Origin of the sequence: Halomonas sp. H33-56, assembly GCF_040147035.1 — a bacterium.
GTDB lineage: Bacteria > Pseudomonadota > Gammaproteobacteria > Pseudomonadales > Halomonadaceae > Halomonas > Halomonas litopenaei.
The window spans coordinates 4,030,535-4,053,351 of record NZ_JAMSHP010000001.1; the positions used below are offsets into that span (position 1 = coordinate 4,030,535).

The 22,817-nt window shown below is 65.0% G+C and carries 20 protein-coding genes; 9 read left to right on the forward strand and 11 right to left on the reverse strand.

The features are described 5' to 3' along the window. Window positions 1-98 precede the first annotated feature (98 nt). The gene (locus tag NFH98_RS17175) at window positions 99-407 is read left to right on the forward strand and encodes a hypothetical protein (RefSeq protein WP_045991229.1); all 309 of its coding nucleotides are present in this window, start codon (window positions 99-101) and stop codon (window positions 405-407) included. Window positions 408-503: 96 nt separating this feature from the next. On the opposite strand, the gene NFH98_RS17180 is transcribed toward NFH98_RS17175, so the two are convergent. The 5 genes from NFH98_RS17180 to NFH98_RS17200 all read right to left on the reverse strand — a co-directional run bounded on the left by NFH98_RS17180 (window position 504) and on the right by NFH98_RS17200 (window position 5,630). Then, entirely contained in the window at window positions 504-740 is a 237-nt protein-coding gene (locus NFH98_RS17180; RefSeq protein WP_349622979.1) for a hypothetical protein, read from the reverse strand. A gap of 109 nt (window positions 741-849) precedes the next feature. Continuing rightward, complete coding sequence (yddG, locus tag NFH98_RS17185; protein WP_349622980.1) at window positions 850-1,794, reverse strand: aromatic amino acid exporter YddG; 945 nt, start codon at window positions 1,792-1,794, stop codon at window positions 850-852. Between the two features lie 48 nt (window positions 1,795-1,842). After that, window positions 1,843-2,628, reverse strand: coding sequence for an AraC family transcriptional regulator (locus NFH98_RS17190; protein ID WP_349622981.1), 786 nt, complete (start codon window positions 2,626-2,628; stop codon window positions 1,843-1,845). 315 nt (window positions 2,629-2,943) lie between these two features. Continuing rightward, window positions 2,944-3,198 (reverse strand): hypothetical protein, encoded by a 255-nt coding sequence (locus tag NFH98_RS17195; protein WP_045991231.1) that lies wholly within the window; start codon window positions 3,196-3,198, stop codon window positions 2,944-2,946. Between the two features lie 80 nt (window positions 3,199-3,278). Next, a complete protein-coding gene (locus NFH98_RS17200) occupies window positions 3,279-5,630 on the reverse strand; it encodes an outer membrane protein assembly factor BamB family protein (protein ID WP_349622982.1) in 2,352 nt (783 codons plus the stop codon). Between the two features lie 327 nt (window positions 5,631-5,957). Between NFH98_RS17200 and NFH98_RS17205 the strand changes: the two genes are divergently transcribed. Next, entirely contained in the window at window positions 5,958-6,575 is a 618-nt protein-coding gene (locus tag NFH98_RS17205) for a glutathione S-transferase family protein (RefSeq protein ID WP_045991233.1), read from the forward strand. Between the two features lie 280 nt (window positions 6,576-6,855). Continuing rightward, complete coding sequence (locus tag NFH98_RS17210) at window positions 6,856-8,712, forward strand: monovalent cation:proton antiporter-2 (CPA2) family protein (RefSeq protein WP_349622983.1); 1,857 nt, start codon at window positions 6,856-6,858, stop codon at window positions 8,710-8,712. 143 nt (window positions 8,713-8,855) lie between these two features. Here NFH98_RS17210 and NFH98_RS17215 read toward each other — a convergent pair whose 3' ends face one another. Together NFH98_RS17215 and NFH98_RS17220 are read right to left on the reverse strand one after the other, a co-directional pair. Further along, window positions 8,856-11,192 (reverse strand): ATP-dependent DNA helicase, encoded by a 2,337-nt coding sequence (locus tag NFH98_RS17215; RefSeq protein WP_349622984.1) that lies wholly within the window; start codon window positions 11,190-11,192, stop codon window positions 8,856-8,858. Then, window positions 11,185-12,879, reverse strand: coding sequence for a VRR-NUC domain-containing protein (locus NFH98_RS17220; RefSeq protein WP_349622985.1), 1,695 nt, complete (start codon window positions 12,877-12,879; stop codon window positions 11,185-11,187). Before NFH98_RS17220 ends, NFH98_RS17215 begins: the two co-directional genes overlap by 8 nt. Window positions 12,880-13,277: 398 nt before the next feature. Here NFH98_RS17220 and NFH98_RS17225 point away from each other — a divergent pair, with 398 nt between their 5' ends. The 4 genes from NFH98_RS17225 (at window position 13,278) to NFH98_RS17240 (ending at window position 16,296) form a co-directional block, all read left to right on the forward strand. Further along, entirely contained in the window at window positions 13,278-14,057 is a 780-nt protein-coding gene (locus tag NFH98_RS17225) for a 3-hydroxybutyrate dehydrogenase (RefSeq protein ID WP_045991236.1), read from the forward strand. Window positions 14,058-14,178: 121 nt separating this feature from the next. Beyond that, entirely contained in the window at window positions 14,179-15,207 is a 1,029-nt protein-coding gene (locus tag NFH98_RS17230) for a patatin-like phospholipase family protein (protein WP_045991237.1), read from the forward strand. 258 nt (window positions 15,208-15,465) lie between these two features. Continuing rightward, window positions 15,466-15,846: a carboxymuconolactone decarboxylase family protein gene (locus NFH98_RS17235; RefSeq protein ID WP_052704215.1), complete on the forward strand. Its 381-nt coding sequence runs from the start codon at window positions 15,466-15,468 to the stop codon at window positions 15,844-15,846. Window positions 15,847-15,906: 60 nt separating this feature from the next. Next, the gene (locus NFH98_RS17240; protein ID WP_052704216.1) at window positions 15,907-16,296 is read left to right on the forward strand and encodes a cupin domain-containing protein; all 390 of its coding nucleotides are present in this window, start codon (window positions 15,907-15,909) and stop codon (window positions 16,294-16,296) included. A 368-nt stretch (window positions 16,297-16,664) separates the two neighbouring features. Here the strand turns inward: NFH98_RS17240 and NFH98_RS17245 are convergent, their stop codons facing one another. Beyond that, the gene (locus NFH98_RS17245) at window positions 16,665-17,702 is read right to left on the reverse strand and encodes an NAD(P)H-dependent flavin oxidoreductase (protein ID WP_108132254.1); all 1,038 of its coding nucleotides are present in this window, start codon (window positions 17,700-17,702) and stop codon (window positions 16,665-16,667) included. Continuing rightward, complete coding sequence (locus tag NFH98_RS17250) at window positions 17,699-18,259, reverse strand: retropepsin-like aspartic protease family protein (RefSeq protein WP_108132253.1); 561 nt, start codon at window positions 18,257-18,259, stop codon at window positions 17,699-17,701. Before NFH98_RS17250 ends, NFH98_RS17245 begins: the two co-directional genes overlap by 4 nt. Before the next feature lie 134 nt (window positions 18,260-18,393). Here NFH98_RS17250 and NFH98_RS17255 point away from each other — a divergent pair, with 134 nt between their 5' ends. Next, window positions 18,394-19,659: an E22 family MetX-like putative esterase gene (locus tag NFH98_RS17255; protein WP_349622986.1), complete on the forward strand. Its 1,266-nt coding sequence runs from the start codon at window positions 18,394-18,396 to the stop codon at window positions 19,657-19,659. A 187-nt stretch (window positions 19,660-19,846) separates the two neighbouring features. Then, window positions 19,847-20,485, forward strand: coding sequence for a flavin reductase family protein (locus NFH98_RS17260; protein ID WP_108449722.1), 639 nt, complete (start codon window positions 19,847-19,849; stop codon window positions 20,483-20,485). Between the two features lie 89 nt (window positions 20,486-20,574). On the opposite strand, the gene NFH98_RS17265 is transcribed toward NFH98_RS17260, so the two are convergent. Continuing rightward, window positions 20,575-21,333, reverse strand: coding sequence for a sulfite exporter TauE/SafE family protein (locus NFH98_RS17265; RefSeq protein ID WP_349622987.1), 759 nt, complete (start codon window positions 21,331-21,333; stop codon window positions 20,575-20,577). Between the two features lie 65 nt (window positions 21,334-21,398). Continuing rightward, a complete protein-coding gene (locus NFH98_RS17270) occupies window positions 21,399-22,748 on the reverse strand; it encodes an MFS transporter (RefSeq protein WP_231498595.1) in 1,350 nt (449 codons plus the stop codon). Between the last annotated feature and the right edge of the window lie 69 nt (window positions 22,749-22,817).

Consider the following 22,817-nt stretch of genomic DNA (forward strand, 5'->3'; position numbering starts at 1 on the left):
CCTGATGGCTCGGGCGTCTTTCCTTCACTCCACCGACAACCCCACCAGGGAATGGCGACACCACCAATGTTCTGACGTGATTTCAGGAGGGCAACAGCATGGCTGTTTCCAATGGAAGACCCCAGCAGCATGACACCCGCGCCTGGCAGTCCGCCCTGGACCGGGCTCTGGCCGCCCACGGCGGCGAACGCGCCCTGGCCCGCTACGACCACCTGGCCCACGCCTTTCCTTCCCCCGAGTACGATCCCCGCGACGAGCACCACCCGCACCTCAACCTGGACGCCTTGAAGCGCTGGGCGCTCTATCGCGGCTGGCGGGCGCAGCCCGATACCGACCGCATGAGCACGGCCAGTACCCCACCGATCTGCTTTACCCGCTTGTCGCGCCATCGCGTCAGGAGTCATTGACGACGGCCTCACTGGCATAAAAATGCGCAAGGCCCGTCACCGGGCCTTGCGTGTATCGATCGCTCTGCCGGCGTCGTCGGCGTCTTCAGGCAAGCCCTAGCGGCTGACCAGCAACCTCGCCTTGGGCTCCACCCTGATCACATCCTGCAGCGCACTGCGCATGGCCTCGCCGGAGCAGGCCGCTGCGCGGCAGAACTGTAGCGCGATTTCATCATCGTGGGCCCTGCCGACCAGGGCGTCGCGGCAGCCGTCGTCACACAGCCGCTCGGCGAGATCCTGGGGGTTCACCCCTCGGGGCAGTCGAAAACGTAGTTCGAAATCGTGTTCTTTCATGACTGGCGTCCTCCTTGAAGACCGACGTTATTGTCGAACGCCGAGGCCAGTTTGAAAGACGCGCTTGAGGCTCCCTATTGTCCCAAGGATACAGTCGCCCGGCTGGGTATCAGTCCGACGCCCGGGACGACCTTCTACGCCCAATCCAGCCGCTGCCGATCAGCATCCCAAGGGTGATCAGCACCGCCGCCCCGGCAAGCCACAGGGTAGGCGCGGCGAAGCCGGTCATCACCAGCACCAGGGTCGACAGCAGCGGCGTGAAGTAGGCCAGCAGACCCAGCAGCCGCAGGTCCCCCTGCTTGACCCCGATATCCCAGGTAAAGAAGGCGCTGCCCACCGGTCCCAGGCCGAGAGCGATGACACCGAACCAGTCGCTGCCCTGGGGCCAGCGGCCGGGTTCGAAGGCCAGATGACACGCTGCCGCCAGTATCGCGGTGACCAGACAGAAGCCCCCCACCGCGGCGGTGGGTACCGTGCGGGTGGCCCGGGACAGCACCGAATAGCCACTCCAGACGAAGGCACAGGCGAAGGCGGCGGCGTAGCCCAGGAGGCTACCGCCGGCGTCGACGTCTCCGCCGATCAACAGCACCGCCCCGCCGAAACCGAGCAGGCTGCCGACCACGTGAAACCCGCGCAGGCGCTCACCGGGTAGCAGAGCGACAAACAGCACGATCAACAGCGGCCAGAGATAGCTGATCAGGCCGGCGTTGGCCGGCGGCGCGTTCTGCTGGGCGATAAAGTAGAGGGCGTGGTAGCCGAACAGCCCGCCGACGCCCAGCGCCCAGACCAGTGGCGGCTGGCGCATCGGCGCCAGCACCGCCTCGCCGCGAAGGCACTGATAGACCACAAAGCACACAAAGGCTACGCCGAACGCCAGGGCGGTGAGCAGAAACGGTGGCACGGGCCCCGACAACTGGGTAAAGAGGGCCAGCATGGCCCAATTGAGCACCGTGGTGGCACCGATCAAGGTGGCGCGCCTACGCGAGATGTCGACCGCATCGGAGGATGCTCCCGCCTGGGCAGAGGAAGAAGATGAAGATGAGGAAGAGCGCATAAAGACCTCCAGAGCACCGAGGTCTCGAGTGTGGGCCAGCCGCCCACACTAGGTCTTGTACGATTCTGACCTGTTGTGCGTGGCGGTTGCGGCTTGACGCCGCCAGGCGCCGGGAGAAACGTCATGGGCCTCGCGGAAGACGCGGGAAAAGTGGGCGGCGTCGTGGAACCCGCAGACCAGCGCGACCTCGCTGAGGGCCATGGCCGAGCCGGAACGAGTCCGGGTGACCAGCAATTGTCGCGCCAGGGCCAGCCGCTCACGACGCAGCCAGACCGCCGGCGGCACTCCGAGCAGCTCACGAAACTGACGGGCGAAGACCGCCTCGGACAGGTGGCACAGCGCCGCCATCTCCTTGACGCGCCAGGGGTGGGCCAGCTCGCCGCGTAGCCTTGGCAGCAGCTGGAGCAGACGCAGACGCGGCGCAGGGAGCGGCCTGCTGCGCCCTTCATCCAGCGCGTGCTGCAGGCGGGAAAGCCACCGGGCCAGCGCCTCGACGCCGGCGCCCGGGGCGGGCGCCGCCTCGACCAGGCTCGCCGGCGCGCGATAGCCCCTCGCTCGCTCGTTTTCGAAGATCCCCTCCACCCCCAGGGCCTGGCACCAGGCCACCGGCAGGTCGAGCACCAGAATGTCGTTGGCCCCCGGCGCGAGATAGTGGTGGGTCTCGCCGCTGGGGACCGGGGCCAGTACGCCCGGCCCTACGCGCAGACCACGTCCGCCAACGTCCAGTTCCACCATGCCGCCGCGGCCCAGCAACAGCTGCTGAAAGTCGTGGCGGTCACTCAACACTCGGTCTGGATAGTGTCGATGTTCGATCAGGGGGGCGTGGGCGCTCATCGGTCTAGCCCCGCACTCGCTGCGCAGGCAATGGTCGCTTCCCTTGATGCAGGTCAAATGTGATTTGATGACAAAAGATATATGCTCTCATTTACAACCTCATCAGGCTCTGGTAGTGATGAGGACTATCGGAGGTCCTCTCCATGGAACATGCAGGAGGTCCGTCATGGCGACATCCAAGAGTGTCATCAAGCGAGTCTACGTTCCCACCCACGTCAAGACGCTGCCCAATGGCGAGCGCGTCAAGATCCCCGGCCACTATAAACAAAAGGCGCCCGGCGACTGAACAGAGCGCCAGCCTCTGTCCTGCACCAGTCAGATCGAGGACGGCTCCCTGCACACCCGCCACCAGCCAAGCCCCACGGGTACCCCGTAAAGCAGCGCATGGACCAGCAACTCTTCGCCCAGGGCGTAGCCGTGCGACAGCCCGACGCTCAGGTTCCAGGCGCATATCGCCAGCCAGGCGAGGCTGAATATCCACATGGCGGTGTGCTGTCGCGGCTTGGGACAGCGCCACAGCAACACCAGGACCACGACCACCCCGACGACGACAATCAACATGGTTCTCATGGGTGCCCCCTGCGTAACCTGCAATGTTGTTTTTCAGCATAGCCATGGCCGGGCGCGGCGGGACCGACGCCCGCCCTCGCTCACTTTGTGCCACCCCCTTGGGGCAAAGCCTCGGGCGCTGCGTACACCACCAGTTCGGCGGCCTGGTCTGAAGGCGCTGCATCTCGCGGCAGGACAAGCGCCACCACGTTCGCCTCGCTCCTGCCCTGGTGAGTAAGTTGGCTTGCTCCCCGCGCCCCCTCGACCATTCGCTGGCGCCACAATGCCCGACCATCATCCAGAGCGAAGGCGTAGAGCGCGACTGACCTTGTCTGGTCCGCGACGACCACCGCTGCGTCGCCGGAACTACCCGCGAGCATCATCGGCGTGGACAGGTTCGCCGTTCCGACAGGCAGCGAAAGCTCGAACGGCAAGCGCAACTCCTGGGGCAATTCGACGTCGAGGTCACCGACGGTGCGACGCCAGACGATCGCCGAGCTATCGCTACCATCACTACCATCACTGCCGTGCAGAGCGTAAAGCGCGGACAGCTCGACCTTGACCAGCTCCCCCCAGGGAGGCGTACGGCAGGATAGCCAGGGATGACGAGGGTCGGCACCACGGGAGCCGACGCTGGCGTAGAGCGCTTGCCCATCCGGGCCGAGCCTCAGCGCCACACGGGGTGACACCAAGGGTAGCGTCGGTCGGATCAGCCGCTCCAGCGACGCCGGCAAGGTGACTGGCCCAGCGCTGTCCCTGGCCCGCAGGCGAATACGGCAAAGCAGTTGATCCACCGGCGAAAGTCCCCACATGTCGCGTTCGCGCAGTGCCTTCGGGTCAGAGGGCGGGGTTCGCCAGGTCTCTGCCGACAGCGGCGGTGGTGGCATCAGGTCGAGCGACGCCAGGGTCTCCCCGCTGGGCATGTCCAGCATCAACAGCCGGCCCTCGCTCGTCGCCACCACCGCGGCCTGGGGTCTATCGTCCAGGCTGACCATGACAACGTCCTTTGCTGCCGTCGACGCTGTGATCGCCGCATCGACAGGCATCGCCCCCTCGCCGGGCGTGGGGGCAAGATCCAGCGCTCGCGTCCATAGCGGTTCGCCGGTGGTCACCTCCAGCGCCGTCACCCGGCCTCCAGGGCCCTGCTCACTCTCATCTCGGACGTTGTCCGGGCGGCGCTCGGCCCCAGAGGCAGCAGGGTCAGCAGGGTCAGTAGGGGCAGCCACCATCAGCAGGCCCTGGGTCTCATCGACGGCGACGATGCGAAGGTTGTCGGCGCCTGGCGTCTCGGGCCGCCAGCGCCAGATGCGATCGCCGGTGGCGATGTCCAGCGCCACCACCTCGGGGCCGAACCCCGTCAGCAGTACCAGTCGCGAGGTGACCTGGATGCCTGCGGCTCCCTTCAGCACCTCGGCGGATGTGTCGGCACTCATGTCAGCCACTTCGGCCAGGTCGACCTGGCCGTCGGTGCCGAAACTCTCGCAGTGTCTGCCGGTGTCGGCATCCAGCGCCAGCAAGCGACGATCTCGGGTGACTACGAACAGCCGCTGCGGACAGACCAGATCGCTTTCCGCGACCCCCTCTTCCCCGGCACCTTCATGGGTCGTCGACATTTCCAGGGGATCCGGCTCGCCCTCCCCGGGGGTCGGCGCAAAGACGCCCTCGACCATATCCTGCGTTCGCTCAGCGGCATCGTGATAGGCAAGCGTGCGACAGGGCCCCAGCGGCTCGATATTGTCCGCGTTGCCCTTTTCGTCGCTGTTCGGGTGCGACCAAAGACGCTCGCCGGTAGCGACCATGCGAGCTTCGATACCGCTCGAGGTGCAGACAATCAATCGGTCGTCGATGATGACCAGAGGGAAGGCGGTGGCCAAGTGGTTCTCTGTCTCTGTCTCTGTCTCTGCCTCCGCCCTCTCCTGCTCCAGCTCGAGACGCCATAGCGCGTCGAGGCCAGTGGCGGACTCACCCTGGGGGTTTGCCGGGGCCTTGGGCACCGAGGAGCCAGGACTCTCGGGACGCGAAGACAAGGACGGTTCGACAGCAGGGAGAAAGGCCAGCAACAGCAGCAAGGACAAGCAAGAGAGCGTCATCAATCCCAGCGCCTGCCTGCAGCAGGCGTAGGCACCGCGGGCGAACCAGGGCAACAGCAGCACCAGCCCCAGCAATGCCGGCAGGCCCAGACGCGGCAGCAGGCGCCAGGCGTCCAGCCCCACTTCCCACAGTGCCCAGCCAAGGGTTGCTCCAAGCAGTAAAGCGTAAAGCCCCGGGGCGAGGCGCCATCGTGCCATCAGGCCGCATCCCGTCAGCGCCAGCCCCCCCGCTGCCAGCACGTAGTACGCCGAGCCACCCAGCGCCAGCAGGTAGCCCCCGGCGGCCAGTGCAACCAACGCTGTCGCCAGCACCAACAGGCCAAGCAGTCGTGCTGGCCACCTTGCGGCACGCCTGTCATCCATCGCCTTACCTCCGGCATCCTTGACTTCGAGTCGGGCCAGCTCGACGCTCTTGCCCATCCTGCCGCTCACGCCGCGCTTGCCCTTTTGGCCGCTCTCGACACTATTGCCGCTCTTGCCGCTCTTGCTACTGGGGCGCAGCTCCATGCTACAAGGGTTAGACTACCCTTCGGTACGGGGCGGCCCTGACCGCCTGGAACAGGATAGAAGCTGCCAGATGCCACTGCGACTCCCGCAGCGTCGCTCAGTGCCGAATCGCGCTGTCGACCTTCCCGCCTCCCGCAATAGTGACACCATAGACTCTTCATCCATGCACCAGGGGACACCTCCATGAATCTCTACGGCGATACACGCTCGGGAAACTGCTACAAGATCAAGCTGCTGGCATCGCTGCTGGACATTCGCATGGTGTGGATAGGCATCGACATCCTGGCCGGGGACACCCGCGAAGAAGACTTCCTGGGCCGCAACCCCAACGGCAAGATCCCCCTGCTCGAGCTGGATGATGGACGCTTTCTGGCGGAATCCAACGCTATCCTCCACTACCTGGCCAGCGGCAGTGAGTGGCTGCCCGAGGATCGTTACCGCCATGCCAAGGTGCTGCAGTGGCAATACTTCGAACAGTACAGTCATGAGCCCTACATCGCCGTGGCGCGCTTCATCTCGCTCTACCTGGGAATGCCGGAGGACCGGCGGGCCGAATTCGACGCCAAGCAGCAAGGCGGCTACAAGGCGCTCGGCGTCATGGAGCGTCAGCTGGAGGCTACGCCCTTTCTGGTGGGCGAGCACCCCACCATCGCCGACATCTCGCTCTACGCCTACACCCATGTGGCCCACGAAGGCGGCTTCGATCTCGGCGCCTTTCCCGGCATTCGTGCCTGGATCCAACGTATCCAGGCGCTGCCAGGCTATGTCGCCCTCGGTGAGGACAGCCTCTCGTCCGAATGAGCAGAAGCCCCCGCTGCGGCCCACGGCGCTAAAGGTGGCGTGACGCCGGGGGCTGTCCAGCACCGCGAACCAGCCGCGGCACCAGCACACCGCAGCAAAGCTCCGCCTCAGAGCCCTGCATCAGAGCCCTGCACCAGAACCCTGCATCAACGCCCTGTAACAGAGCCCTCCTGCAACAGAGCCCCGCCCCAGCGCCCACGCTGCTATCGGCATAACATGCATGCCGGTGACATCAGGTATGCTATGGGGCCCACCCACGAGCCGCCCTGGAGACCCGACCTTGGCCACCGCGCTGCTTCTCAACGTCTTGATCTTTCTCACTGCGGCGGTGCTGGTGGTCCCGATCATCAAACGCCTTGGCCTGGGGGAAGTGCTCGGCTACCTGATCGCCGGCGTGCTGATCGGTCCCTCGGCCCTCGGCCTGGTACCGGACGCCGAAGGGGTACTGCAGTTTTCGCAGGTCGGTATCGTCTTTCTGCTGTTCGTCATCGGCCTGGAGCTGAAACCGGCGCGGCTCAAGCTGATGCGCAAGGCGGTGTTCGGCTTTGGCAGCCTGCAGGTGGCCATCACTACCCTGGTGCTGGGCCTGACCGCCCTGGCACTGGGCCTTCCGCCGGTGGCGGCGGCGGTGGTGGGCTTCAGTCTGGGGCTGTGCTCTACGCCACTGGTACTGCACCTGCTGGGCGAGCGCCAGGAACTCAACAGCCGCCACGGACGCCATGCCTTTGCGCTGCTGCTGTTCCAGGACATGGCGGCCATTCCGGTACTGGCGGTGATTCCGATCCTGGGCGCCGACTCGCTGGTCAGCGGCGGCATGACTGCGGTGCTCAAAGAAGTCGCCATCGCCGTCGCCGCCTTCACCGGTCTGATCTTTGGCGGGCGCAAGCTGCTGCCGCCGCTGTTCCGCCTGGCCGCAGCCACCGACAGCCGCGAAGTGTTCGCCGGCATGTCGTTGCTGGTACTGATCGGTGCCGCCCTGCTGATGGAGCTCGCCGGACTGTCCATGGCACTTGGCGCCTTTATCGCCGGTATCCTGCTGGCCGATTCCGAGTATCGCCACAGCATCGAGGCCGACATCGAACCGTTTCGCGGTCTGCTGCTGGGGCTATTCTTCATGGCGGTGGGCATGACCGCCAAGGTCGGCCTGCTGGCACAGTCCCCTGGGCTGGTGCTGGGGCTGACCGCACTGCTGCTGCTGGCCAAGGGCGCCAGCCTGATGATCGCCGCTCGGGTCTACCGCTGCGGCTGGCGCGAGACCACCACCCTCGGCGTGCTGTTGTCACAGGGCGGAGAATTCGCCTTCGTGCTGTTGACCGCCGCGGGTTCAGCCGCCTTGCTGGCGCAGGACCTCGTGCACGTTCTGGTGCTGGTAGTGTCGCTGTCCATGGCCGCCACCCCGATCCTGTTTCTGGGCCACGAACGGCTGGTGCGGCCATTGTTCAAGAAGCCTCGGCCCAAGCGTGACTTCGATGCCATGGACGATGATTCGCCACGCATCATTCTGGTCGGCTTCGGTCGCTTCGGTCAGATCATGGGGCGGGCGCTTCAAGGGCTCGAGATCCCCTACACCGTCCTCGACATCAATGCCGACCACGTCGACTTCGTGCGTCGCTACGGCAACAAGGTGTACTACGGCGACGCTACCCGACTGGACCTGCTGGATGCCGCCGGCGCGCGTCATGCCCAGGTGCTGGTGGTCGCGGTCGGCGATCCGGATATCTCGATGCGCATCATCCATCGCGCCAGCAAGCGCTTCCCCCACCTCAAGATCTATGCACGTGCCCGAGATCGTCACCATGCCCAGTTGCTGATGCGTGCCAAGGTTGGCTTTATCCTTCGTGAGCTGCTGCCGGCGAGCCTGGAAATGACCCGTGAGGTGCTGATCGGGCTCGGTGTGCCCCGCGACCAGGCCCAGCACACCATCGACACCTTCCGCCCCCACGACGAGGAGACCCTGCGGCGTCAGCTCGAGGTCTTCGGCAACGAGAAGAAGCAGATGCAGACGGTGCGGCAGGCGGCCAAGGAGCTCGAGACCCTGTTCGAGGCCGACGAGGACATCCTGACCCGGGTCGAGGAAATCCCCCGGCGCCAAGCCTCGGATGGCGACGACACCAAGCGCTCGGCCAACGAGTCCTGACCTCCGGCCCTTGTGCCAGAACCTCCAGCCCTTGTGCCAGAAGCCGCTTGCACTGCCATTCACCGGCCACGTCGAGGGCCAGTCTGCCCAGGCAAGGGCAGAGAACGGACAAGGGCAGCGACAGGTCAGACACAGGGACGACGTCAGCGCCGGGCCGTTTCCCACCAGCGGGGCAGCCTCGCCTGCACCTCAGGTCTGGCGAAGCGATCGTCCAGCAATACCAGGGTGCCAGTATCCTGGGGCCCGCGAATGACCCGCCCGGCCGCCTGGACCACCTTGATCAGCCCGGGGATACGATAGGCGTAGTCGTCACCGCGACCGAAGCGTTGCTCGAGGCGTGTCTTCAGCGCCTCCTGGCGGGCATCGCTGGGGGGTAGCCCCAGGGTGGCGACAAAGGCACCGATCAAACGCTCGCCGGGCAGGTCGACGCCTTCGGCGAAGGCGCCTCCGAGTACCGCGAAGGCGATTCCCTCACCCCCTGGCACAAAGTCCTCCAGAAAGGCCTCCCGCTCCGCCTCGCTCATGGCGCGTCGCTGGGCGCGCTGAGGAATGTCGGGATGGGCCTCGGCCAGGGCTTCTCGCACCTGCTCCAGGTAGGCGAAGCTCGAGAAGAACGCCAGATAGTGGCCGGGACGTCGACGGTACTGCGCGCTCATGACGTCGAGTATTCCCGGCAGGGATCGCTTCCGATCGCGGTAGCGGGTAGACAGCTGCGCGCACACCCGCACCTCGAGCTGCTCGGCGACAAAAGGCGACGCGACCTCGGACCATACCGTGTCCTCGGCTAGCCCCAGCAGGTCGATCTGATAGCGTGGTGGCGCCAGGGTCGCGGAAAACAGCACGCTTGCGTGAGCCGCGGCGAAACGGGGCCGCAGGAAGTCGGCGGGCACCTGGTTGACGATGGCCAGTCGTGCCCGCCCGCGCCCGTGACGGGTGAGCTCGCACAGCGAGTGATCACCGAAACGCTCCGCCAGCCGAACGAAGGCCAACGCCTCGAACAGGCAGTCGGTCAGCGCCGGCTGGGTGTCCTCCGGATGCTCGCCCAGGTGGTCGCCGATGGCACCACAGAGTCCCTGAAGGGAGCCGATCAACTCCGCCGGCAAGGCGTCGAGGGCAAACCAGCGTGGCGCTTCGCGACTGCCCGGGTCCTCTCCGCCGTGCTGACGCACCAGTGCCTGCCACTGCTTGATCACCCTGGCCAGAGGTTGGCGCAGCGCCCCCGGCGCCTCCTTTTGCAGGCGCGCCAGGCGACGCTGATCGAGGCTCGCCGAGTACATGCCACGGGCACGCTCGATCAGGTTGTGGGCTTCGTCCACCAGCACACCCAGGCGCCACTGTCGCGCCTGGGCCAAGCCGTGCAACAGCGCGCTCGAGTCGAAATAGTGATTGACGTCGCCGACCACCAGATCGCACCAGCGAGCCATCTCCTGGCCCAGGTAGTAGGGGCAGACGCGATGCTCAAGCGCCACCTGCCTGAGCCCGTCACGATCTAGCCAGCCCTGCTCCACAGCCGCCTGCCTCGCCTCGGGCAGGCGGTCGTAGAAGCCCTCAGCCAGAGGACAGCTATCTCCGTGGCAGGCCAGTTGCGGATGCTCGCAGGCCTTGTCCCGAGCGATCAGCTCCAGCGTGCGCAGCTTGCGCTGTGGGCCAGGGTCGAGCTGCGCCAGTGCCGCCAGCGCCAGCTGTCGGCCGGTGGTCTTCATGGTCAGAAAGGCGGTGCGGTCCAGCGCCTGGCGGGGCATCGCCTTGAGCAGCGGGAACAGGCTCCCCAGCGTCTTGCCGATGCCAGTCGGCGCCTCTATCAGCAGATCCCGGCCAGTGGCGACGGCCTTGTAGGTGGTCTCGGCCATCTCGCGCTGCCCAGGCCTGAACGCAGGGTAGGGAAACGTCAGACGGTCCAGCGCTTCATCTCTCCGCCGGCGATGTGAGGCTTCGGCCAGCGCCCAGGCTCGATAGGCGCGACAGGCCGACTCAAGCTCCTGCCACAGCGTGGCGGCCTCGGCCTCGACGCTCAGGCAAGTCTCGCGACCGCTGACCAGATCCAGATAGACCAGCGCCAGGGTAATCCGCTCGCGCCCCTGCTGGCGGCACCAAAGTGCGCCGTAGGCCCGCACCTGGGCCCAGTGCAACGCGCGCTGATTGTCGGCCATGCGTTCCAGGCGTCCCCGGTGGGTCTTGATCTCTTCGAGTCGCCCACCGTTCTCGGCCACACCGTCGATGCGCCCCTGGACCTTGAGTCCCTCGAGGGTGGCGACCACCATCACCTCACTGCGGTAGCCTTCGCCACGTCGGGCCACGACGCGGGCATGGCCCTCTATCCCTTCCCGCGAGCTGGGGGCCGGGGTGAAGCGGTGATCCAGATCACCGCGCCTACCGGTGAACTCGCACAGTTCCCGCACGCCGACGCTGAGAGAGACCGACTCGGCCGTGTCCGAGGTAGCTGTCTCGGCATCGTCAGACGATGAAGATCCCTCAGCCATCGGACCACCTCACGTGGCACACCGACACCGGAATGCCGTGGCACTGGAAGTGCTCAAGCCAACGTCGCTGGTTGTCCTGCAGCCGGTCTCCTGGCGCCTTGACCTCGATCAGACGATAGCGGGGCTGGCCCTGCCCAGCATCGGGAAAGAACTGGATCAGGTCCGGCCAGCCCGATCGGTTGGCCTTGAGATCCTCGAGAAGGCGCTCGAACAGCACCGCCAGGTGTTCAGGCGCAATACAGTGAAGCGCCAGTTCCAGCAAGGCTTCGTCGAGCATTTCCCAATAGACGAAGGGGTTGGCCAGCCCCTGCTTGTCGCGCCAGCGGGCCCTGATACGCTCGCGGTAGTCGCCGCTCGCCAGCGCCTCCAGGCAGGCATCGAAGCGATCACGCCGCCGCGATACGAAGTCTGGCCGATACAGATCCGCCGGCCCGCGATGAAAGGGATGAAAGAAGGCGCCCGGCAAGGGGGCGAAGATGACGTCCCAGCAGAGCAGCCCGAAGAGCCCGGCGAAGAGGTGATTCTCGACGTAGAAGGCTGGGGCCTCATCCCGGGCCAGGTGATCACGCAGCGCCAACTCCACCGAGCCACTGGCCGCCAGCGATAGTGGCGGCAAGCTCAGGCTCCAGCTCTGCGGCGGCGCCTGTGCTGCCGGCTTGAGCACCGGCAGACCCAGGCGGCGCTGCAATCGCGGCACCAGCCGGGCAAGCGCCTGGCGCTCGGCGTCGTCCAGCGGTGCCTCGAGCGCCTGGGTCGCCAGCGTCAACGCCTGGTGATGCTCGCCCTCTCGCTCCAGCAGGCGCAGTCGACGCACCCGCGCTTCGCCCGGGCCAGCAAAGGAGAAGATCTCCAGCGCCAGCGCCACCTGCCCCTCTCGCTGGGCCTGCTGGCCCAGACGCAGCAGCAGGCGAGACCGCCGTGCCGCGAGCCAGGGGTTGTCGTCGGGCAGCCTTGGTACTGCCGACCAGATATCAGCCACGGCTTCGCCGTCGTCGAATCGCTCTCGCAGCCGATGCAGGCAGAGATAGGCATCCACCTCCTGACGCTGCTGAAACCCCCGCGACGCGGGATCGAAACTCACCCGTTCATAGCGCATATGGCCAAGCTCGGCCATCACGAAATCGGACCAGCTCTGGCGCAGATTGCCGAAGAACATCAGGCGCAGTCGATCACACACCGACATTACCGAGACCCGCACCAGGGTCTCGTCGGACTCAGGCCACCAGGCGCTCCAGCGCCGCGGCGTGAACTGGCCGTCCAGCGCCTCGCACAGACGTGACTTGGAGACCGAGGTGGGCAGACCGCAAGCGGACACAGTTTCGGCGAAGACCCGTCGAGCCTCGGGCAGGCGCAACTGTGCAAGCAGGTCATCGAGACTCAGCACGGGATCAAGCTCCACCAGCTGCGCCGCCGCCAGTCGGCTCAGCGCCTGCTCGAGATCATCGACCTCGGTGTAGACCAGGCGACTTGTGCGAAACAGCTCGCCCTTGCGCGAGACCATGCGTACCAGCAACGCCTGAGCTGCCTCCGGCAGCTCGCCGAAGGCCATGATAAAGCGCTGTTCTGGCTCTGCCAGCAGGTCGGCGTGGCGTGCCATCACCCAGTCGAGCACAAACTGAAAGTGACGCAGATAGTAGAGAGGATCGTCGCGCAGGTCGGCGGGTAGCGTGGGCGACTTAGGATTCATGCAGGCATTTTACCAGTCGTTCGCTGCGCTCCCAAGGAAGTTACCGACATGCGCCACGGCGTTCGTCAGGCGGCAAACGGCTTTGCTGCTAAGCATTGATGAGCATTGTGCGGATAAAGCCATTTCAGCAAAAGCCGAATCTTGCATGCCAGTCTATGCTGGTGACACTGTCGAACAAGGCCATGACTAACGAGCCTGCTGCCGGCCTGTCGCCTGATCGGACTCGGTGGAAACACGTCGAGCTCTGTGGAGTTGGTCGATGTCGATGACGGCATCGAAAAAGCTCGTCGACGAATCGAGGCGCGAGGCCAGTGAAGCGACCTATCGGTCAAGCCATGAACACGCTGCAAGTTCCTGCCGGCCAGCGCCGGCGATCTCGTCTCTAGAGGAAGTGATCCATGCCCCAGCAGAAGACCGCCATCATCACCGGCTCCACCAGCGGTATCGGTCTCGGTATCGCCGAAGGCTTCGCCAAGGCGGGCATCAACCTGGTCATCAACGGTATCGAGGCCGCCGCGGACGTGGAGGCCACTCGCGCCAGTCTCGAAAAGCACGGCGTCAAGGTCGTCTATGACAACGCCAACATGATGGACCCCGGCGAGATCAGCGCCATGCACAAGCGGGCCGAGGCAGAATTCGGCAGCGTGGACATCATCGTCAACAACGCCGGTATTCAGCACGTGGCACCGGTGGACGAGTTCCCCGAGGACAAGTGGAACGCGATCATCGCCATCAACATGAATTCCGCTTTTCACCTGACCAAGGCCGCCTTGCCTGGCATGAAGGCACGTGGCTGGGGGCGAGTGATCAACATCGCGTCCGCCCATGCTCTGGTGGCATCGCCTTTCAAGTCGGCCTATGTGGCCGCAAAGCACGGCGTTCTGGGACTGACCAAGACCGTGGCGCTGGAAGTCGCCGAACACGGCATCACCGTCAATGCCATCTGCCCGGGATACGTGCTGACGCCTCTGGTAGAGAAGCAGATTCCCGACACCGCCAAGGCACGCGGTATCTCCGAGGACTCGGTCATTCGCGACGTCTTGCTCGCCAACCAGCCGACCCGCCAATTTGTCACCACCGAACAACTGGCGGCCACGGCGCTGTTCCTGTGTTCGGACGGCGCCGCCTCCATGACGGGAATCGCCCTGCCGGTCGATGGCGGCTGGACAGCACACTGAAGCACCGTTCGACAGGGTAGAGCATGCGGCGAACCTGCCGCCGACGCCGCTGCTGCCGCACTTTTCCCGGCAAGGAAAGACGGCCTCACGGACGACCGCACCAAGATGACAGGAGAGCTTGATGGCCAAGCCACCCAAGAAAATAAGTCTGGCACTTCAGGGTGGAGGCGCTCACGGCGCCTTTACCTGGGGGGTCCTCGACGCCCTGCTCGACGACCCATGCATCGAGATCGAGGCCATTTCCGGCACCTCCGCTGGCGCCATGAACGCTGTCGTTCTGGCCGATGGTCTAGTCCAGGGCGGGCGAGAGGCTGGGCGCGAAAAACTGGAAACGTTCTGGCGTGCCGTGTCCCAGTCGGCGCGCTTCAGCATTCTGCAGCGCACCCCCTGGGATCGTCTTAGCGGAAACTGGAGCCTCGACTACTCGCCGGGCCACGTCTACTTCGACCTGATGACGCGATTCTTCTCGCCGAGCCAGTTCAACCCCATGAAATACAACCCCCTGCGGGACATCATCGTCGAGCAGGTCGACTTCGACAATGTGTGTGGCTGCGACCAGATGAAGGTCTTCGTGGCCGCGACCAACGCCGAGACCGGGCGCGTCAAGATCTTCGATCGCGCCGAACTCACCCCCGACATGGTGATGGCGTCGGCCTGCCTGCCCTTCCTGTTCGAAGCGGTCGAAGTCGACGGCGTGCCCTACTGGGACGGCGGCTATTCCGGTAACCCTCCGCTGTTTCCCTTCTATCACACCACCGAGTCCCGAGACATCCTGATCGTCCAGGTCAATCCGGTGGAGCGTGAGGGGTCACCGACCAGCGCTCAGGAGATCCTCAATCGCACCAACGAGATCACCTTCAATGCCAGTCTGCTCAAGGAGTTGAGGGCGCTTGCCTTCGTCAAGCGACTGATCCACGAAGGCCACCTCGACCCCAAGAACTATCGCGACATGCTGGTCCATATCATCGATAGCCAGGACCTGCTGAAACCCCTCGGGGCCTCATCGAAGCTCAACGCCGAGTGGGACTTCCTGTGCCATCTGCGAGATCTCGGCCGCAAACGCGCCCAGGACTGGATCGAGCAACACTACGACGACATCGGCAAGCAGGACAGCGTCGACCTGAGAGCCATGTTCGAGGGCACCCACTGATCGGCAACGGGCCCCGATAGGCGTTATGGCATAGCGGTGCCGGTAAGGTTGCAGACCCGGCACCGACCAAGCTGAGCAAACGGATCAGTCCGACGCGAAGTGATGACTCAGCAAGATAAAACAGTCGTATGTTTCAAACGACATAGAGATTGGTAGCGGCAAAAAAATGGCTTGTCTTCCTGCTGCCGCCGATTACGGAAAGGCCGACACGGAATGCGATTACCCCGACCACTATCGTCGCCATGAGGATGCTGGAAAATGAGTTCCACCGCCGTTTCACCCAACATGGAGAAGGGACTCGCCTTCTTCCGTAAGCACAATCCCGCCGCCGCACAAGCGTTGGAGGAAAAGCTCGGTGACTTCGCCCCCGACCTGATGCGCCTGGTCGCCGAATTCCCCTTTGGCGAAATGTACGGTCGTGATGGCCTGGACCCCAAGCTGCGCCAGAGCGCCACGCTCTCGGCACTGGCCTGTGGAGGCCACGAGAATCAGCTACGCATCCATATCGGCATCGCACGCTCACTAGGCTTCACCCGTGACGAGCTGGTCGAACTGTTCATGCAGCTGGCGCCCTATGCCGGCTTCCCGGTCACCATCAATGCGGTGCTGGCCGTCAAAGACATCTACCCCGATACCTGAAGATCACCACGGTGATACACGCCCCACCAAACCCAACGCTGCGCAAGAAGGAATTACGCCATGTTTGAACATCAGAAAAATCCGCCGATGGAACCCGTTGACGAGGTCGATACCACACTGGCCTACATCGACCTTGCGGACGTCAAGCTGCCGGCAGGCGCTGCACCGCTCGAGCAACGTCACCTGCGCTTCCGCCGAGTCGACGTGGCACCAGGTGGCATCGTGCCTTACCACTCCCACGAAAACCGCCCGGCTATCCTGTTCGTGTTCCAGGGCGAGATCGTCGAGTACAACTCCAAGCATGAGCAGCCGCGCGTTCACAAGGCGCCGTCGATCATCGCCGAGTTCAACGAGATCTGGCACTGGTGGAAGAATGAGACAGACGGTGACGTCATCATCTACGCCGCGGACCTGGCCGAGACCGAGAAGTGCGCCGAAGGCGAGTGCTGATCGACAGACCGAAAGCATGCTCGGCGATGTCGTTCGCCCCGCCGCAAGGCGGTAATACATCGGTAAAGCAATAATCAACCGATATCAGCAGAAGCCGCGGCCACTCATCGCCGAGTGCCGCGGCTTTTTTATGCCAGAGCGAAGCTGGATGTTATGCCAGAGTGCCGAGGCCTTGCGTGCCAGAGCGAAGCCGCAGGCTATGCAAACGCGCCGCGGCCTTGTGTGCCAGAGCGAAGCCGCAGGTTATGCAAACGCGCCGCGTGATTTCCGAAGCGTTAGCGCTGCCTCGCGACCCTGACCTGCCCCAGGAACCGCAATCTACGCTTGTCGCCAGGTTGGCGTTGCGAGCGCACAGGAAGACGTGCTCCTCATTGCTCCTCGAGTTCTCCCGCCAGCCACTGGAGTTGCTCGGCCACCGGTACCTCACGACAGTGGCGTCGATTCTGGCCCGCCCACAGCGGAGAAAAGTCACCGCTGCAACGGGACTCGTGGGCCGCGCGCAGCTCGCACAGGGCGCTGGCAGCCAGCGGAAAGTCGGGTACCTCATCCGACAGCGGCCCCAGCTCGCGCATGGCACGATTGACGATCCCGCGGGCGGGCCGACCGGAGAAGACATTGGTGATGTCGGTGGAGGCTTCATCATCCTGCAGCGCCCTGCGGTGGACGGCCCTCACCGATGCCTCGGGGCAGCACAGCAGTGCGGTACCGATCTGGACCGCCTGGGCGCCCAGATCCAGTGCCTGCCGGACCCCCTGGGGGTCGCCGATCCCTCCGGTCGCCACCACCGGCAACGAGATAGCCTCGACCACCCGGGGCAGCAATGACGCCAGCGGCAACTGAAGACTCAGGTCGTCACTCAAGAAATGTCCCCGGTGCCCCCCTGCTTCAAGGCCCTGGGCGATCACCACGTCGGCGCCATGGGCTTCCAGCCACCGGGCCTCATCCACCGTGGTGGCGGTAGACAGCACCAGCGCACCGCAGGCCTTCACCCGCTCGACCAGTTGTGCCTCAGGTAGACCGAAATGAAAGCTCACCACGGCGGGACGGTGGCGCTCGACGATGGCACAGGCATCGCTGTCGAACGGCCGTCTAGTAGGCGTGTCACTTGGAGGTGGCGGCGCGATTCCCAACTCTTCATGGTAAGGGGCCAGCAACGCTCGCCACTTCTCCAGTCGACTCGGTTGAGGCTCGGGCGACGCATGGCTGAAGAAGTTGACGTTGACCGGGCCTTGTCCTTCCACCGCTGCAAGGGCCTGATCCAGCGCCTCGAGGGCCAGCATGCCGGCAGGCAGGCCTCCCAGACCTCCGGCTGCGGTGACCGCAAGCGCCAGTGTCTCGTCCTGGGCGCCGGCCATGGGAGCCTGGAGGATGGGCCACTTCAGCCGCAATCGAGAGAGCGCGGTCATGGTTGAATCTCCTTGTGTGGAGCGGCGTCGGCTCTCGGTGACGAGGAGCCGCGCGCCTGCAATTCCAGGATATCGCCACGGATGGCAATGTCGAAGCGTCCGAGAAAGCTCATGCCCAGCAGCGCCGTCTCACCTTCCATGCCCGGGCTGATGGAGCCATCGACCCGAGTCGCCGACAGGCCGCCCAGGGTAACGCTGTCGAGGCGTGTCAGGGTGCCTTGTGCACGACCATTGGCGGTATGAAACCAGGCGCTGCCGAGGTCCGGCAACGACAGTCTTGCCGCCAGATCTCCCGGCAGAGCGACACGGGTAGCGCCGGTGTCGACAAGGAAGGTCACCGGCGTGCCATTGATACTGCCGGGCGCAACGAAGTGTCCGCCAGGCCCGCGCTTGAGCCTCAACGGCTCGCCCTCGGCCACCTGATTCAGGTTGGCATTGGGGTTCAGGCGCTGCTCCAGCCAGGACGTCGCCCACCAGCCACCGAGCCCCATGAACAGCACCCAGAACAACAGCATCATGGCGAGCCCGGGGCCACGTGTCCCCTGTCGCTGGGTCATCGGTTTCTCCTCACGGGCGGTTTCGTCCTCCTCGCGCCGGGACGACGAAGGCAGCATGGCGAAGGCGCCAGGTGAACGCTGTACTGGTGTCTGTACGCGGCATCGTCCGCGCCAACCACCACCAGGGAAGGTTCATGATGACAGTTTATGCGTCCGCTCTCCATGACCGGCGCCAGCCTGGCGCCGCCGTCGCCCTTGGCCTCCTCGTCGCCTCGATCTGGCTTATCGCCTCGCCGGCACTGGCCAGCGCCGACAACGATGACGAGGCGGCCTCCACCGGCCTGGACAATGTCACCAAACAGGTCTTCGAGATGCCAAGCTACACCACCGTCGGCGGTGACACCATCGCCCCGGTCAGAGTCGGCTGGGAGGCCTATGGCGAGCTTAACGAGGCAGGCGATAACGCCATCCTGATCACCCACTTCTTCTCCGGCACCAGTCACGCCGCCGGCCGCTATGACGGTGAAGAGACCCCGGGCTACTGGGATGCCATCATCGGCCCCGGCAAGCCGCTCGACACCGACCGCTATTACGTCGTGTCGTCGGACACCCTGGTCAACCTCAACGCCGGCGACCCCAGAGTCACCACCACCGGCCCTGCCAGTCACAACCCCGACACCGGCGAGCCCTGGGGCACCGACTTCCCGTTGGTGACCATTCGCGACTTCGTCAATGTGCAGAAGGCCTTGCTGGATGATCTCGGTATCCAGCGCTTGCACGCGGTGATGGGTGCCTCCATGGGGGCGCTGCAGGCTTACGAGTGGGCCAGCGCCTATCCCGAGCGGGTCGAACGCCTGATTCCGGTGATCGGTGCGGGCGTGGCCGATCCCTGGCTGATCGCCAGCCTGGACGCCTGGGCCGCCCCCATCACGCTGGACCCCCACTGGCGCGGCGGTGACTACTACGCACAGACGCCACCGCTCGACGGTCTACGCGAGTCGTTGAAGCTGATCACCCTGCAGGCCAACCACTGGCGTTGGGCGGACGCCACCTTCGACCGCGACTGGGCCGACGCCAACACCTCACCGATGAGCTCACTGGAAGCCCAGTACGAGGTCGAGGCGACCCTGGACAGCGTCGCCGAACAGCGGGCTGCCACCGCCGACGCCAACCATCTGCTGTACCTGGTCAAGGCCAACCAGGCCTTCATGACCGGCCATGGCGACAGCCTGGAGGCGGGCCTGGCCGCCATCGAGGCCCCGACCCTGATGCTCTACAGCGAAGACGACCTGGTGTTCTCGCCCCAGAAGGTTCGCGAGACCGCCGCACTGATCGAGGCCGACGGCACCCCGGTGACCCTCGAGGCCCTGGAGGGTGACCGAGGCCACATCGACGGCGTGGTGAACATCCAGCAGGCCGAAAAACCGTTGCGTGACTTCCTCGAGGCACCGATTCCCTGAACGCTCGCCGTCGCCGACCAGGCACCGGGGCCTGATTGGCGGCCCCGGCGCCTTTCCAGCACCGGCGCGATGGCCTCGATCACGCATCTCCGCCAAGGCTGGACCTGTCGGGCTCGGCGTGCTGGGATAGCGCCTGGACCGCCCCACGCCAACTGGCACCATCACAACGGGTGCTGTTGCAACGACAATGAACACAAGGAGTTCGACAGTGAGCGACGACGCCACCCTCAAGGTCAGCGAGCTGGACGCCGGCCTGATCTATCGACTGTTCTCCGGAGCCATCGCTCCGCGTCCCATCGCCTGGGTGTCGACCCTGAGCGAGAGCGGTCACGCCAATCTGGCGCCCTTCTCGTTTTTCAATGTGGCCAGCGTCGATCCCCCCGTGCTGGCATTTTCTCCATTGCTCAACGGCGAAGGCGCCACCAAGGACACCATCGCCAACCTCAAGCAGGTCGGCGAGTGCATCGTGCATATCGGTGGTGAGGCGCTGGCCGAGGCGCTCAACGCCACCAGCGCAAGCCTGCCGCCCGAGGGAGACGAGTTCGACCATGCCGGGTTGACCAAGGCCAGCCTGGGAGACCTGCGGGTGCCGCGTATTCAGGAGGCACCGGTTGCCTTCGGCTGTCGCCTTCACGATATCCTGCACTTCGGCGACCGTCCTCTGTCAGGCAACCTGGTACTGGCCGAGGTGACCGTCATCCACGCCGATCCCCGGGTGTGGAACGGTCGACACGTCAGCTGCGACGCCCTGGCCCCGATCGGGCGCATGGCCGGCAGCGACTATGCGCGCTGCACCGACCTGTTCTCACTGGAACGTCCGAAGTAACGAACCCTGGGGCGCACCGGCAACCCCTGACGGCGCCTGCAACGGCCCAATGCAGCTCTCGATGAAGCTCGGGTAGCCCGGGTCGTTGCTCAAGCCGCAAGCAGCGAACGCGTCACCAGGTAGCCGCCCATGGCCAGCAGGCCAAGCAGAAACACCTGGCGAAAGCGTGCCTCGGATAGCCGGCGTCTGAGCCAGGCGCCCCACCACATGCCGAGACTCGCCGGCAGCAGCGCCAGGCTCGACGCCAGCAGCAGGTCGGTGGAGAGCAAGTCCCTCTCGCCGAGTGCCAGCGCCAGGCTCAGAGTCGACAGGCTGAACAACAGCCCCATGGCCTGAACCAGGGCGTCCCGTGACAGACCGATGGCCTGTAGAAAGGGCACCCCGGGGAAGACGCTGGAGCCCGTCAGCCCGGTCAGGACGCCATTCATCGCGCCGACGGCGCCGGACTGGACCGGGCTTCCCGAGAAGCGCAGCCGTCGCCCGCTCAGATTCATCAGTGCGTAGAGCATCAGCAACAGCCCCAGCAACAACGACAGCCAGTGAGCCTCGACGCTGGCCAGCACCCATACCCCCGGCCAGACCGCCAGCACCGCCGCCAGCAGAAACAACCAGAGCCGACGGCATAGCGTCAGCAGATGCCCTCCCACCAGGGCCTGCCAGACGTTGGTGACCACCGTAGGCACCAGCATCAGCGCCATGGTCAGAGGCAGCCCCAGGGTCACGGTCAACAGTGCCAGCAGTACCGTGGGCATGCCCATTCCGAGCACTCCCTTGACCAGTCCTGCCAGGACGAAGATGGCCGACAGCAGGATCAGGGTATCGGGTGCGAACAGCGCGTCCGGCAGCATTCAATCGTCCTCGGTGCGGGTCTCTGGGCCAAGGTCCTCGGTACCGTTCCCTCGGCCCAGGTGGTTCAGTGCGTATCGTCCAGCCTGGCTTCCCACTCCCCTGCCACCCGCTGGCCGCGGCGCTGATTGACGCCAGCGCAGATCACGATGGCGATGATGAAGAAGGCGGCGCACAACAGGATAGAGGCCTTGAGCCCCACCGCCGCCTGCAGCAGTCCCAGGCCGACGATACCGATGACCCCCGCCAGCTTGTTGGCCAACCCCCAGAACCCGAAGAACTCGGCCGCCTTCTGACGGGGCGAGAACAGGCCTACCAGGACCCGGCTGGCCGACTGGCTGGAGCCGAGGCTGAGGCCCGCCAGGCACCCGACCACCAGAAACAGTTGCTCGGCCTGCCAGTCGAGTCCCCAGGTAGCGTTTAGCCAGGCGGTGACCTCGGGGGTGGCCCAGATGGCAAGGATCGCCAGCACCCACAGCACCAGAGTCATCAGATAGGTCACCAGGGTACCGATGCGGTCCTGGATAAAGCCAAATCCGAGTGCCCCTGCCGCGGCGGTGATCTGGACGATGATGAACATCAGGTTGCGGGTGCTTTCCTGCCAGCCGATGACCTGGGCGCCATAGATGAAGGCGAAGGCGATGATGATGTAGACACCAGCCATGGAGAACAGCACCGAGGTCAGAAAAAGACCCAGGTCACGGAACCGACGCAGCTCGTGCAAGGTGGTCGATACCCGCTGCCAGGCAATGCGGGCGAAGGGTTGGCGATGGGGCTGTGGCTCGGCGCGCTCCTTGAGCCAGACGAAGGTTGGTATCGCCGCCAACAGGAAGAAGCCCGCGGCGAAGGGCCCGACCCAGCGGATCCGCTCGAAGTTATCCGCGGTGGCCTCGCCCAGTATGGCCAGGGTGAAGCCCGCCGCCACCAGTCCGCCGACGTAGCCCAGCGCCCAGCCGAAACCGGAGATGGCGCCAAGCTTCTCTGGCGGCCCAAGCCCCGGAAGAAAGGCCGCGATAAAGGACTCGCCCATGGAATAGGCGTAGTTGGACAGGATGATCAACACAAAGCCCAGCGCCACGTAGCCCGGCTCGACGAAATAAAGCATGGCGGTGGTGGCGATGGTGGCCAGATAGCTGGCAAACAGGAAGCGCTTCTTTTCGGCGCGGTAGTCCATCACCGCACCGCACAGCGGACCGGTCACCACCACCAGCAGAAAGCTCAGCGCCAGCGCCAGGCTCCACAGCAGGTTGGCCAGGCGAAAGTCGTCGCCTCGGTCGCCGACGATCACCGTGGTGAAGAGTTCACCGAACACCACGGTGATGATCAGCAGGGTGTAGGCCTGATTGGCGAAGTCGAACATCGCCCAGCCGAAGATCTCGCGCCGGCTCGCCCTGTCGCCGCCCCTTGGAGTCGTCATGCTCACGCTCATGCTGCCGTCCCGTTGGCAAAGGAGTCCAAGATAGCAGCCCGACTCGCCCCAGCGCCA

Bases quoted from the DNA above. Each gene is read 5' to 3' on its own strand.
- NFH98_RS17175 (WP_045991229.1), top strand. From the start codon at position 99: ATGGCTGTTTCCAATGGAAGACCCCAGCAGCATGACACCCGCGCCTGG.
- NFH98_RS17180 (WP_349622979.1), bottom strand. From the start codon at position 740: ATGAAAGAACACGATTTCGAACTACGTTTTCGACTGCCCCGAGGGGTG.
- yddG (WP_349622980.1), bottom strand. From the start codon at position 1,794: ATGCGCTCTTCCTCATCTTCATCTTCTTCCTCTGCCCAGGCGGGAGCA.
- NFH98_RS17190 (WP_349622981.1), bottom strand. From the start codon at position 2,628: ATGAGCGCCCACGCCCCCCTGATCGAACATCGACACTATCCAGACCGA.
- NFH98_RS17195 (WP_045991231.1), bottom strand. From the start codon at position 3,198: ATGAGAACCATGTTGATTGTCGTCGTCGGGGTGGTCGTGGTCCTGGTG.
- NFH98_RS17200 (WP_349622982.1), bottom strand. From the start codon at position 5,630: ATGGATGACAGGCGTGCCGCAAGGTGGCCAGCACGACTGCTTGGCCTG.
- NFH98_RS17205 (WP_045991233.1), top strand. From the start codon at position 5,958: ATGAATCTCTACGGCGATACACGCTCGGGAAACTGCTACAAGATCAAG.
- NFH98_RS17215 (WP_349622984.1), bottom strand. From the start codon at position 11,192: ATGGCTGAGGGATCTTCATCGTCTGACGATGCCGAGACAGCTACCTCG.
- NFH98_RS17220 (WP_349622985.1), bottom strand. From the start codon at position 12,879: ATGAATCCTAAGTCGCCCACGCTACCCGCCGACCTGCGCGACGATCCT.
- NFH98_RS17225 (WP_045991236.1), top strand. From the start codon at position 13,278: ATGCCCCAGCAGAAGACCGCCATCATCACCGGCTCCACCAGCGGTATC.
- NFH98_RS17230 (WP_045991237.1), top strand. From the start codon at position 14,179: ATGGCCAAGCCACCCAAGAAAATAAGTCTGGCACTTCAGGGTGGAGGC.
- NFH98_RS17235 (WP_052704215.1), top strand. From the start codon at position 15,466: ATGAGTTCCACCGCCGTTTCACCCAACATGGAGAAGGGACTCGCCTTC.
- NFH98_RS17240 (WP_052704216.1), top strand. From the start codon at position 15,907: ATGTTTGAACATCAGAAAAATCCGCCGATGGAACCCGTTGACGAGGTC.
- NFH98_RS17245 (WP_108132254.1), bottom strand. From the start codon at position 17,702: ATGACCGCGCTCTCTCGATTGCGGCTGAAGTGGCCCATCCTCCAGGCT.
- NFH98_RS17250 (WP_108132253.1), bottom strand. From the start codon at position 18,259: ATGACCCAGCGACAGGGGACACGTGGCCCCGGGCTCGCCATGATGCTG.
- NFH98_RS17255 (WP_349622986.1), top strand. From the start codon at position 18,394: ATGATGACAGTTTATGCGTCCGCTCTCCATGACCGGCGCCAGCCTGGC.
- NFH98_RS17260 (WP_108449722.1), top strand. From the start codon at position 19,847: ATGAACACAAGGAGTTCGACAGTGAGCGACGACGCCACCCTCAAGGTC.
- NFH98_RS17265 (WP_349622987.1), bottom strand. From the start codon at position 21,333: ATGCTGCCGGACGCGCTGTTCGCACCCGATACCCTGATCCTGCTGTCG.
- NFH98_RS17270 (WP_231498595.1), bottom strand. From the start codon at position 22,748: ATGACGACTCCAAGGGGCGGCGACAGGGCGAGCCGGCGCGAGATCTTC.